We start from the raw sequence: 11,912 nt of genomic DNA, 5'->3' as shown, positions 1-11,912 counted from the left end.
TCCAGGCGATTGCAGCGCCGTTACAGGTGCCAGGCCTGGCCATGGCGCGCGAGCAGGCTATTGGCCTGCTCCGGTCCGTTGCTGCCAGCGGGGTAAGGGCGTGGTGCCTGGAAGTGTTCTTCCCAGCCCTGCAGGATCGGGTCGATCCAGGCCCAGGCGGCCTCCACCTCGTCTCGGCGCATGAACAGCGTGGAGTCACCTTCCATTACATCCAGCAGCAAGCGCTCGTAGGCGTCCCAGCGGCGGGTCTGGGCGAACGCCTGGGCGAGGTTGAGGTCGAGCTCGACGGGCGCCAGGCGCATGCCTTTGCCGGGGCTCTTGGTCATCATGCGCAGGCTGATGTGCTCGTCCGGTTGTAGCTGGATCAGCAACTGGTTGACCTGGCCGCCGCTGAACAGCTCGTGGGGCACCGGCTTGAACTGGATGACGATCTGCGACGAGCGCCGCGCCATGCGTTTGCCGGTGCGCAGGTAAAACGGCACCCCAGCCCAGCGCCAGTTGTCGACGTGCGCCTGGACGGCGACGAAGGTCTCGGTGTCGCTGTCGTTGTCGACATCTTTCTCGAAGTAGTAGGCGGGTACTTCCTGGCCGCCGATCTTGCCGGCGCCATACTGGCCGCGCACTGTCTTGTCCTGCACGTCCTGGCCAGTGATCGGTTTGAGGGCGCGCAGGATCTTCACCTTCTCGTCCCGCACGGCTTCGGCGTCGAACTGCGCCGGCGGCTCCATGGCTACCAGGCACAGCAGCTGCAGCAGGTGGTTCTGCAACATGTCGCGGGTGGCGCCGGCGCGGTCGTAGTAGGCGCCGCGGCTCTCCACGCCGAGGGTTTCGCAGACGCTGATCTGCACATGGTCCACCTGGCTGTTGCGCCATACCGGCTCCAGCAGGGCATTGGCGAAGCGCAGGGCCATGAGGTTCTGCACCGTTTCCTTGCCCAGGTAGTGGTCGATGCGGAACACCTGGGACTCGTCGAACACTTCGCCGATCGCTTCGTTGATCGCGGTGGCCGACTCCAGCGAATGGCCGATGGGCTTTTCCAGCACGATGCGCGCCTCGTTGTCGGCCAGGCCGGCGATGCGCAGGTGGTTGGCGATGGGCACGAACAGCTGGGGCGCGGTGGCCAGGTAGTAGATGCGTGTCAGCCCGCCGGGCTCGCCCAGGTAGCGCGCCAGGCGGCCGAAGTCGGCACTTTGCGCGGCGTCCATGGGGAAGTAGTCCAGGCGCGCCGAGAAGCGCTGCCAGACCTCCTCGTCGAAGTCCTGGCGGGCGATCTGTGCGCGGCAGTGGCGTTCGGCGAGCTTGACGTAGTCGTTGCGCGGCAACGGGCGGCGGGCCAGTGAGATGATCCGCACGGCATTGTGCAGGCGGGCCTCGCGATACAGGTGGTAGAGCGCCGGAAGCAGCTTGTGCAGGGCCAGATCGCCGGTGCCGCCGAAGACCAGGATGTCGCAAGGTATAGTCAAACCACCACTCTCCACGTTCGTTTAACTGGGCGGGTTGGCGAGCATGTAGTATAACTACAAGAAAGCTACATCCCGGCCAGCCGATCATAACCGAGTCCAGACCGTGAATCTGTTGCAACATATCGCCCAATCGCGCCACCTGTTGCGCAAATCGGAACTCAAAGTGGCCGACCACGTGCTGCTCGATCCGGCTGCCGTCATGCACAGTTCGATGGCCGACCTGGCGCACAACGTGGGGATCAGCGAGCCGACCATCGTGCGATTCTGCCGGGCGATCGGTTGTTCGGGTTTCCAGGACCTCAAGCTCAAGCTGGCGCAGAGCCTGGCCGCCGGGGCCAGTTTCGGCCAGTTCGCCATCCATGAAGACGACTCGGTTGCCGACTACAGCCTGAAGATCTTCGACACCACCTTGCACACCCTGATGGAAGTGCGTGAGCACCTCGACCCGCAAGCCCTGCAGCAAGCGGTGAGTGCCATGGCCCAGGCGCAGCGCGTGGAGTTCTATGGTTTTGGCGCGTCCGGCGCGGTGGCCGCCGACGCCCAGCACAAGTTCTTCCGTCTGCTGCTCACTGCGGCGGCCTATTCCGACCCGCACATGCAGGCGATGTCGGCGGTTACCTTGAAGCCGGGTGACGTGGCGGTGTGCATCTCGCAGTCGGGGCGCTCCAAGGACCTGCTGATCACCGCCAACCTGGTGCGCGAGAGCGGTGCCAACCTGATCACCCTGTGCCCCAGCCAGACACCGCTGGCCGAGCTGTCGACGGTCAACCTGGCGATCGACGTGCACGAAGACACCGAAATCTACACCCCGCTGACGTCGCGCATTGCTCACCTGGTAGTGATCGACGTGCTGGCCATGGGCGTGGCCATGGCCCGTGGCCCGAGCCTGGTCAACCACCTCAAGAGCGTGAAGCGCAGCTTGCGCAGCCTGCGTTTGTCGCCCAAGTCGATCAAGGCTACAGACGACTGACCGGCACGGGTCTCATCGCCAACTTCTGAAGCGACGCCGGCTCTGTGGGAGCGGCTTCAGCCGCGAACACCGGCGAAGCCGGTGCCATGCACCCTGTCGCTTGCTTCGCGGCTAAAGCCGCCCCCACAGGATATGCGCCCAGGCCTGTGGGAGCGGTCAAAGCCTGCGATATGGTCGGTAAAGACAGCGAAGATTCACGAATCTGTCACCCTTCCACCGCCAAACGGTAAACCTGCAGCGCCAGTCTGAAACTCCCCCCCATCCTATCTGGGAGACAGGCAATGGCACGTGAACACGACGGTTCGTACCAACCCAACGCCAAGGCTCGCAAGCAGCAGGAAAAGGACCAGCGCCGCATGGAGTTCCGCCGCGCGATCGAAAGCTACTGCGACCGCCGCGAACTGCTGCGCTCGCTGGCCGACTACCCCGAGCTGCAGGACATCACGGTGTGGCAGGTATCGGCGGCAACTTCCCCGAAAAACGCTCAACAAGCGCGCTGATCTGCGCACGTTCGCTGCGGATGAATGCCTGGAACGCCAAGGCCACCGGTGACTGGCGCTTGGCTTTGGCCTGCACGATGCACCAGCTGCGGTACAGCGGCAGCTCCTCCACCGGCAGCTCCTTGAGCAGGCCGGTGGCCAGTTCCAGGTTGACCGCATGGCGGGTCAGCAGGGCTATGCCCAGGCCCGCCACCACGCATTCGCGCTGCGAATCGGTGGAGGCGACCTCCAGGGTCTGGGTGAAGTGCACGCGCTTGTCCTTGAAGAACTCCTCGCAGGCCTTGCGCGTGCCCGAGCCTTGCTCGCGGACCAGCAGGGTATGAGGTTCAAGGTCCTGCAGGCGCAGGCTCTCGAGCTTGCACAGCGGGTGGTCCGGCGGCGCCACGGCGACGATCGGGTTGTTGAGGAAGGGCAGGAACTCCAGCCCCATGTCCTGGGGCACCATGGACATGATGATCAGGTCGTCGCGGTTGTCCGACAGGCGCCTGATCGCCTGAGCCCGGTTGACCACCGTCAAGGTCAGGTTGACCTCCGGGTGACGCTGCTTGAAGGCGGCGAACAGGTGTGGCACGAAGTACTTGGCGCTGGATTCGATCGCCAGTTTCAGCTGACCCTGCAGTGAGCCCTGCATGTCCGACAGCTGCATGTCGAGGTTCTCCAGGCGCCCGAAGATATCCCGGCTGGCGCGTTGCAACGCTTCGGCGGCCTCGGTCAGGTAGAGCTTCTTGCCGACGTACTCGAACAGCGGCTGGCCCACCAGTTCTTCGAGCTGACGTATTTGTAGACTTACGGCGGGTTGCGTCAGCGCCATTTCCTCGGCCGCCCGGCTGTAGGAGCGCAAATCACACACTTCATTGAAGATCTGCAACTGACGCAATGTCATACGCATCAATGACTTACGCATCTTTTCACCTGTTTTGGCAAAACCTTGTTACCGAACTATAAGCCTTTGCTAATACTGGCCCTAACAAATATTGATTTTTGTTTATCGACCTACAACGCTAGGGTGATTGTGCGACTGGCCAGCGACGTCTGGTCACGCGCCGACCGGTGAAACCGGATCGTCTGTTCCTACGGCTTTGGGAAGACTCCAGTGATAAAAAAAATCCTGATCGCCAACCGGGGTGAAATCGCAGTTCGAATCGTGCGCGCCTGCGCCGAGATGGGCATTCGCTCTGTGGCGATCTACTCCGACGCCGACCGTCACGCCTTGCACGTCAAGCGCGCCGATGAGGCCTACAGCATTGGTGCCGAGCCCCTGGCCGGTTATCTGAACCCGCGCAAGCTGGTCAACCTGGCTGTGGAAACCGGCTGTGATGCCCTGCACCCGGGCTACGGTTTCCTGTCGGAAAACGCCGAGCTGGCGGAGATCTGCGCCGAACGCGGGGTCAAGTTCATCGGCCCGGCCGCTGACGTGATTCGCCGCATGGGCGACAAGACCGAAGCGCGCCGCACCATGATCCAGGCCGGTGTGCCGGTGACCCCGGGCACTGAAGGCAACGTTGCCGACATCCACGAAGCTCTGCAGGAAGGCGACCGCATCGGTTATCCGGTGATGCTCAAGGCCACTTCCGGCGGTGGCGGGCGCGGCATTCGCCGCTGCAACAGCCGTGAAGAGCTGGAACAGAACTTCCCCCGGGTCATTTCCGAAGCCACCAAGGCCTTCGGCTCGGCAGAAGTGTTCCTGGAAAAATGCATCGTCAACCCCAAGCACATCGAGGCGCAGATCCTCGGTGACAGCTTCGGCAACGTGGTGCACCTGTTCGAGCGCGACTGCTCGATCCAGCGCCGCAACCAGAAGCTCATCGAAATCGCCCCCAGCCCGCAGCTCACCCCCGAGCAGCGCGCCTACATCGGCGACCTGGCCGTGCGCGCGGCCAAGGCGGTGAACTACGAGAACGCCGGTACCGTGGAGTTCCTGCTCGCCGAGGGCGAGGTGTACTTCATGGAAATGAACACCCGGGTGCAGGTGGAACACACCATCACCGAGGAAATCACCGGCATCGATATCGTCCGCGAGCAGATCCGCATCGCCTCGGGCCTGCCGCTGTCGATCAAGCAGGAAGACATCCAGCACCGCGGCTTCGCCCTGCAGTTCCGCATCAACGCCGAAGACCCGAAGAACAACTTCCTGCCCAGCTTCGGCAAGATCACCCGTTACTACGCCCCCGGCGGCCCGGGCGTGCGCACTGACACGGCGATCTACACCGGCTACACCATTCCACCGTTCTACGACTCCATGTGCCTGAAACTGGTGGTCTGGGCGCTGAGTTGGGAAGAAGCCATGGACCGCGGCCTGCGGGCTCTGGACGACATGCGTGTGCAGGGGGTGAAGACCACCGCCGCGTATTACCAGGAAATCCTGCGCAACCCCGAATTCCGTAGCGGCCAGTTCAACACCAGCTTCGTCGAAAGCCACCCCGAACTGACCAACTACTCGATCAAGCGCAAACCCGAAGAGCTGGCCCTGGCCATCGCCGCTGCCATCGCCGCCCACGCAGGCCTTTGAATGCAGCTGCAAGCTGTCAGCGGCAAGCTGCAAGTAAAAGCGGATCGGCTTTTTCTTGCGGCTTGTAGCTTGAAGCTTGTCGCTACGAGGAGAGAATAATGTCCAAGAAAATCTTTGTTACCGACACGATCCTGCGCGACGCCCACCAGTCCCTGCTGGCCACCCGCATGCGCACCGAAGACATGCTGCCGATCTGCGACAAGCTCGACAAAGTCGGCTACTGGTCGCTGGAAGTCTGGGGCGGCGCCACCTTCGACGCCTGTGTGCGCTTCTTGAAAGAAGACCCGTGGGAGCGCCTGCGCAAGCTGCGCAGCGCGCTGCCCAACACCCGCCTGCAGATGCTCCTGCGCGGCCAGAACCTGCTGGGCTACCGCCATTACAGCGACGACGTGGTCAAAGCCTTCGTCGCCAAGGCTGCGGTCAACGGTATCGACGTGTTCCGCATCTTCGACGCCATGAACGACGTGCGTAACCTGCGCGTGGCCATCGAGGCGGTCAAGGCCGCCGGCAAGCACGCCCAGGGCACCATCGCCTACACCACCAGCCCCGTGCACACCATCGATGCCTTCGTGAAGCAGGCCCAGCAGATGGAAGCCATGGGTTGCGACTCGGTGGCGATCAAGGACATGGCCGGCCTGCTGACCCCGTTCGCCACCGGCGAGCTGGTCAAGGCACTCAAGGCCGAGCAGTCGCTGCCGGTGTTCATTCACTCCCACGACACCGCCGGCCTGGCCGCAATGTGCCAGCTCAAGGCCGTTGAAAACGGTGTCGATCACATCGATACCGCCATTTCCAGCTTCGCCTGGGGCACCAGCCACCCGGGCACCGAATCGATGGTCGCCGCGCTCAAGGGCAGCGAGTTCGACACCGGCCTGGACCTGGAGCTGCTGCAGGAAATCGGCCTGTATTTCTATGCCGTGCGCAAGAAGTACCACCAGTTCGAGAGCGAGTTCACCGCCGTGGATACCCGCGTGCAGGTCAACCAGGTCCCGGGCGGGATGATTTCCAACCTGGCCAACCAGCTCAAGGAGCAAGGTGCGCTCAACCGCATGGGCGAAGTGCTGGCAGAGATCCCACGGGTGCGCGAAGACCTCGGCTTCCCGCCGCTGGTCACCCCGACCTCGCAGATCGTTGGCACCCAGGCGTTCTTCAACGTGCTGGCCGGCGAGCGCTACAAGACCATCACCAACGAAGTGAAGCTGTACCTGCAGGGCGGCTACGGCAAGGCCCCGGGCGTGGTCAACGAGCAGCTGCGCCGCCAGGCCATCGGCAGCGAAGAAGTGATCGACGTGCGCCCGGCCGACCTGCTCAAGCCGGAAATGGCCAAGCTGCGCAGTGACATCGGCGCCCTGGCGCGCAGTGAAGAAGACGTGCTGACCTTCGCCATGTTCCCGGATATCGGGCGCAAGTTCCTCGAAGAGCGCGAAGCCGGCACCCTCACCCCCGAAGCCCTGCTGCCGATTCCGGAAGCCGGCGCGGTGGGCTCGGTGGGCGGTGAGGGCGTGCCGACCGAGTTCGTCATCGACGTGCACGGCGAAACCTACCGCGTCGATATCACCGGCGTGGGCGTCAAGGCCGAAGGCAAGCGTCACTTCTACCTGTCCATCGACGGCATGCCGGAAGAAGTGGTGTTCGAGCCACTCAACGAGTTCGTCGGCGGTGGCAGCAGCAAGCGCAAGCAGGCCAGCGCCCCTGGCCACGTCAGCACCACCATGCCGGGCAACATCGTCGATGTGCTGGTCAAGGAAGGTGACGTGGTCAAGGCCGGTCAAGCGGTGCTGATCACCGAAGCCATGAAGATGGAGACCGAAGTGCAGGCGGCGATCGCCGGCAAGGTCGTGGCCATCCATGTGGCCAAGGGCGACCGGGTCACCCCGGGCGAGATCCTGATCGAGATCGAAGGCTGAGATAAGCCTTCATCTACAAGCGGTTAACCTCTGGGGAGCGAATGCTCCCCTTTTTTTCGCCTGCCGTTCAGCGTTGGTAACCCTTGCCGAAATGCCGCTCCAGCCGGGCCTGCACCAGCTCCAGCAGGATCGACAGCACCCAGTAGATCACCGCCGCGGTGGTCAGCATCTCCAGGTAGCGATAGCTCGAGCGGCCGTAGGATTGGGCCAGGAACATCACTTCCCAGACCCCCATCACCGAAATCAGCGACGAGTCCTTGAGCATCGAGATGAACTGGTTGGCGCTCGGCGGGATGATGGTGCGCATGGCCTGGGGCAGGGTGATGTGCCAGAAGATCGCTGCCGGGCGCATGCCCAGGGCCAGGGCCGCCTGGCGCTGGCCGACGGCGACGCCGATGATGCCGGCGCGGAAGATCTCGCTCAGGTAGGCGCCGTAGTTCAGCGACAGCGCGATGATCCCGGCGGCGATGGCGCCCGGCACCAGGCCCAGCTGTGGCAGGCCCAGGTAGATCAGCAGAATCTGGATCAACAGCGGTGTGCCGCGAAAGAACGAGGTGTAGAAACTCGCCACGCCAAACAGCACCGCACTGCTGGACAGCCTTGCCAAGGCGGCGGCAAAGCCCAGCAGCACCGAGGTGAACATCGAGCAGATGCACAGGAACAGGGTCAGCGCGGCGCCTTGCAAAAAGCCGTTGGGGCCAAGCCGGAAGCCTGCAAGGTTGGGGAATTTCTCCACGATGATCGAAAATTTCAGATCAAAGTTTAAGAAAAAGCCCACGAACAGCAGCAACAATACCAGCCACGTCAGGTACAGCCGGCTGCGAAAGCCCAGCAGGCGCGAGCCCGTCGTTGTGGCGACGGGTTTGGGAGCAGTTTGATGTGCACTCATTTACTGATGTCGGCGCCGATCCACTTCTGCGAAAGCTTCGCCAGCGTACCCTCGGCTTTCAGCTCGGCGAACACCTGGCGCACCTTGGCATCCCATTCTGGGTCGCCTTTTTCGATGGCCACCGAGTTTGGCTCTTCATACAACGGCGCTCCGGCCAGCTTGAAACGCTTGTCCTGGTCCAGGCGGGGTTGCGCGGTCACCAGGTTGGTCAGGATTGCATCCAGGCGCACGCCGGCGCCCAGGCCGAGGTCCTGGAAGGCAACGTTGTCGGTGTCGTACGGGGCGGCCTGGACGAAGTCGAAGGGGTAGTCGATCTTGCGGTCTTCGGCGCCTTCGATCACCAGGTTCTTGTTCAGGTAGCTCTCGTAGCTGGAGGCACTGGTCAGGCCGACCTTGCGGCCGTCCAGGTCCTTGGCCGAGTGGATGCGCTCGTCCTTGGCATTGACCACGATCACCGCCGGCGAGGCGTAGTACTCCACCGGGAAGTCGAACACTTCGGCGCGCGCCTTGCTCGGTGTCATCGAGCAGATGCAGATGTCGTAGCGGCCGCTCCAGCGGCCAGCAGCGATCACGTCCCAGGAGGGTGTTTCCAGGCGCAGCTTCACGCCCAGTTTTTCGGCGACTGCCTTGGCCACGTCCACATCGAAGCCGTCGAGTTGATTCTGCTCGTTGAGGAAAGAGAACGGCGGGTAGCTCTCCATCAGCACATTGACCAGTTCCTTGCGGGTTTCCACACGTTCCAGCGTGGCGCCTGCGAAGGCTTGAGTGGCAGCGCTCAGGGCAAGGAGACCGGCGCCCAGCAAGGTTGGTATACGCATGGAGATACCTGAAAAAGTGCTTGAATAAAGGATGTTTGATATTTAATAGTTATAAGCATGTACTAACTAGTGAATTTTATTCATATCAATATAAGTGAATGGCATATGGGCGAACGGTCGTTGGTTATTCTGGATGGCGGCATGGGGCGGGAATTGCAGCGCCGGGGTGCGCCGTTTCGTCAGCCGGAGTGGTCGGCGCTGGCGCTGAGCGAAGCGCCGGAGGCCGTGGTGGCCGTCCATGCCGCCTACATCGCGGCGGGTGCCGAAGTGATCACCAGCAACAGCTATGCGGTGGTGCCCTTTCATATCGGCGAAGCGCGCTTTGCCAAAGAAGGTTACGCCCTGGCACAAACCGCAGGGCAATTGGCACGGGCGGCTGCCGATGCTGCCGGGGGTAAGGTGCGGGTTGCCGGTTCCTTGCCGCCGCTGTTCGGTTCCTATCGCCCGGACCTGTTCCAGCCGCAACAGGTCGCCGCAGTGCTGACGCCGTTGCTTGAAGGCCTGGCGGAGCATGTCGACCTGTGGCTGGCGGAAACCCAGAGTTCGATCGCGGAAGTGCAAGCCATCCACGCGCAGCTGCCGCGCGATGGCAAGCCGTTCTGGGTGTCGTTCACCCTGCGCGATGAAGACGTCGATGACGTGCCACGGTTGCGCTCGGGTGAACCGGTCGCGCAAGCCGCCGAAGCCGTTGCCGCACTGGGTGCGCAGGTGTTGCTGTTCAACTGCAGCCAGCCCGAAGTGATCGGTGATGCCATCGATGCCGCCAAGGCAGCATTCGAGCGCCTGGGGGCTGATATCGCCATCGGTGCCTACGCCAACGCCTTCCCGCCCCAGCCCAAGGATGCAACGGCCAATGATGGCCTGGACGAGCTGCGTGAAGACCTCGACCCACCGGGCTACCTGAGTTGGGCACAGAACTGGCGCCAGCGCGGTGCCAGCTTGCTCGGCGGTTGCTGCGGGATCGGCCCGGAGCACATTGCCGAGCTCAAGGCGAAGCTGGTTTGACCAGGTAGATCGTGGCCTGCCGCTAAGGACGGGCCAATGGGACAAGTATCCCCATGCTTTTTAAACTGCACTTTACTGCAGTTTTTTGTCATCGCTCGACCGATAAGTGTATTTAAATGCAGATTAGAACGATGTAGTCGTCGGAATCTGCACTATACTGCAGACAATTCCAGGTCTCGATGCAAACAGTGCAGTAAATTGCAGGTGTTCAATGAGCAGACTGACGCTCCAGCTATACACCAACGGCCAATGGCATGACGCCATGGCTTTGAATTTTGCTGCGCCTGAGCAAAGTTTGCTCAGCCCCTGCGAGTTCGCCTACACCTCCGATTACGTAAAAAACCATACAGACGCCTACGACAGCCTGTTCTGCCAAGCGGTAAGCGCCAGGCTACCCGTCGATTTTGGTGCTCATCGGCTGGCACACGCCCCTGCATTCCTACATGACATCGCCCCTGCGGGCGCGGCCAAGCGCTTTCTGCTCAAGCACATAGGCCGTGAGAAACCGGCAGATATCGGCGATGACCTTTTTCTGTTGGGGCGCTGTACTCCCGCACCAGTTGGCAACTTGCGTATCAAGGAGTCGATCGAGCAGCTGGATCTGGCAGATCCCTTGGGCTTTACCCGGGAGGACGTTGTCACGCGGGATCAACGCTTTCTGGAGTACGCCTATGAGCAGGGTGCGGCGATCGGCGGCGCAACAGGTGCCGGCGGCGAAGCGCCAAAGCTGTTGATGACCGAAGACGCTGATGGCCGGCTTTATCCGGACGCGGTGCTTGCCGATGAGCGCGCCCAGCGTCACTGGTTCATCAAGTTCGCCAGAAATCAGGCCTTGGCCAACGACCAGGAAATCCTGCGTGCTGAGCACTTGTACTACAAAGCCTTGCAACAGCTTGGCCTGGAAACGGTGGCCAGCTCGCACATGGCGCTGGAAGAAGGCAGCAAGCCCAGCCTGTGGATGGAACGCTTCGACCGCCAGGTCACAGCCCAAGGGGTAGAGCGGTTCGCGGTGGAGTCGGTGTATTCATTGTGCGGCGTGACCGAAGCCGGTAGCCGAATGGGGCATCTGGAGGTGATAGCGGCCCTGGTCGGGCTGTGGAAAGAAGCAGGGCAGAAAGGTGAAGTGCCTGAAATGATTGCGGATTATTTACGTCGAGACCTGATCAACAAGATTCTGGGCAACGCTGATAACCATGGGCGCAACACGGCAATCATCCGCACGCGTGATGCGGTACGCCTGGCGCCTATCTATGACTTGGCACCGATGGTGATGGACCAGGAAGGAATAACTCGGACGACCAAATGGCCGACACCTATCGAGCGTGCTGGCGAAATCGACTGGCGGGCGGCCTGTGATGCCTTGGCGCCCCTGATGGATCCGGAGCAGGCCTTCCAGCGCCTGCGCCAGGATGCCGGCAACCTGCAGGCATTGCCGGACATCCTGTCCGGTATGGGGCTCTCTGATGCGGTAATGAACCATCCGGCCATTGCCCTCGGCTCACTGCAACGGCGGCTGACCGCCTGGGGGCTGGCATGACAGTTTCCATCGATGTGCGCGGCTTGTTGATCGATGCTGTGCGCGAAGGTATCGCCGACGGCAGCCTGGAACTCGGCGCGGCAGTGCGACGCTTGCGTGTCGAGGTGGCCAAGATGCAGCAGGCGCAGTTTGCGAAGATGTGCAAGATTTCGGTTCGCACGCTGATTCAGATCGAGCAGGGGGAAGGCAACCCCACGCTCAAGTCGCTGAATGCAGTGTTCAAGCCGTTCGGGTTGAAGATGGGCGTGGTCAGTCGTAACCGGCAGATCGGTTGACTGCATCGCGGGGCGCCGATGCGACTTGCCCCGCGACTG

11 protein-coding genes are annotated in these 11,912 nt (G+C 62.2%); 7 read left to right on the top strand and 4 right to left on the bottom strand.

Annotation, left to right across the window (positions count from 1 at the left end):
* Positions 1-20: 20 nt before the first annotated feature.
* Positions 21-1,463, bottom strand: coding sequence for a glucose-6-phosphate dehydrogenase (zwf, locus tag LOY51_RS26700; protein ID WP_125466104.1), 1,443 nt, complete (start codon positions 1,461-1,463; stop codon positions 21-23).
* Between the two features lie 103 nt (positions 1,464-1,566).
* Here zwf and hexR point away from each other — a divergent pair, with 103 nt between their 5' ends.
* Positions 1,567-2,433, top strand: a complete 867-nt coding sequence (gene hexR, locus LOY51_RS26695) for a transcriptional regulator HexR (RefSeq protein ID WP_110995081.1) — start codon at positions 1,567-1,569, stop codon at positions 2,431-2,433.
* A gap of 281 nt (positions 2,434-2,714) precedes the next feature.
* Positions 2,715-2,933 (top strand): PA3496 family putative envelope integrity protein, encoded by a 219-nt coding sequence (locus tag LOY51_RS26690; protein ID WP_125861177.1) that lies wholly within the window; start codon positions 2,715-2,717, stop codon positions 2,931-2,933.
* Here the strand turns inward: LOY51_RS26690 and LOY51_RS26685 are convergent.
* Entirely contained in the window at positions 2,875-3,822 is a 948-nt protein-coding gene (locus LOY51_RS26685) for a LysR family transcriptional regulator (RefSeq protein WP_189654583.1), read from the bottom strand. The genes LOY51_RS26690 and LOY51_RS26685 overlap by 59 nt on opposite strands.
* A gap of 204 nt (positions 3,823-4,026) precedes the next feature.
* Here LOY51_RS26685 and LOY51_RS26680 point away from each other — a divergent pair, with 204 nt between their 5' ends.
* Together LOY51_RS26680 and oadA are read left to right on the top strand one after the other, a co-directional pair.
* Positions 4,027-5,442, top strand: coding sequence for an acetyl-CoA carboxylase biotin carboxylase subunit (locus LOY51_RS26680; protein ID WP_125466102.1), 1,416 nt, complete (start codon positions 4,027-4,029; stop codon positions 5,440-5,442).
* 98 nt (positions 5,443-5,540) lie between these two features.
* Positions 5,541-7,349 (top strand): sodium-extruding oxaloacetate decarboxylase subunit alpha, encoded by a 1,809-nt coding sequence (oadA, locus tag LOY51_RS26675; RefSeq protein WP_110995085.1) that lies wholly within the window; start codon positions 5,541-5,543, stop codon positions 7,347-7,349.
* Positions 7,350-7,416: 67 nt separating this feature from the next.
* Here oadA and LOY51_RS26670 read toward each other — a convergent pair whose 3' ends face one another.
* Both LOY51_RS26670 and LOY51_RS26665 read right to left on the bottom strand, forming a co-directional pair.
* Entirely contained in the window at positions 7,417-8,238 is an 822-nt protein-coding gene (locus LOY51_RS26670) for an amino acid ABC transporter permease (RefSeq protein WP_125861173.1), read from the bottom strand.
* Positions 8,235-9,056, bottom strand: coding sequence for an ABC transporter substrate-binding protein (locus LOY51_RS26665; protein ID WP_258643780.1), 822 nt, complete (start codon positions 9,054-9,056; stop codon positions 8,235-8,237). The genes LOY51_RS26670 and LOY51_RS26665 overlap by 4 nt, the downstream gene beginning before the upstream one ends.
* Before the next feature lie 105 nt (positions 9,057-9,161).
* On the opposite strand from LOY51_RS26665, the gene LOY51_RS26660 reads away from it, so the two are divergent.
* The 3 genes from LOY51_RS26660 to LOY51_RS26650 all read left to right on the top strand — a co-directional run bounded on the left by LOY51_RS26660 (position 9,162) and on the right by LOY51_RS26650 (position 11,873).
* Positions 9,162-10,061, top strand: coding sequence for a homocysteine S-methyltransferase family protein (locus LOY51_RS26660; RefSeq protein ID WP_125861169.1), 900 nt, complete (start codon positions 9,162-9,164; stop codon positions 10,059-10,061).
* A 211-nt stretch (positions 10,062-10,272) separates the two neighbouring features.
* Positions 10,273-11,598, top strand: a complete 1,326-nt coding sequence (locus LOY51_RS26655; RefSeq protein WP_125861167.1) for a type II toxin-antitoxin system HipA family toxin — start codon at positions 10,273-10,275, stop codon at positions 11,596-11,598.
* Positions 11,595-11,873, top strand: coding sequence for a helix-turn-helix transcriptional regulator (locus LOY51_RS26650; RefSeq protein ID WP_125861165.1), 279 nt, complete (start codon positions 11,595-11,597; stop codon positions 11,871-11,873). The genes LOY51_RS26655 and LOY51_RS26650 overlap by 4 nt, the downstream gene beginning before the upstream one ends.
* Positions 11,874-11,912: the final 39 nt, after the last annotated feature.

This window comes from Pseudomonas sichuanensis (genome assembly GCF_024749065.1).
GTDB classification, from domain to species: domain Bacteria; phylum Pseudomonadota; class Gammaproteobacteria; order Pseudomonadales; family Pseudomonadaceae; genus Aquipseudomonas; species Aquipseudomonas sichuanensis.
Note: the sequence above shows the minus strand (reverse complement) of the source record. Positions and strands in the feature narration are given on the sequence as shown.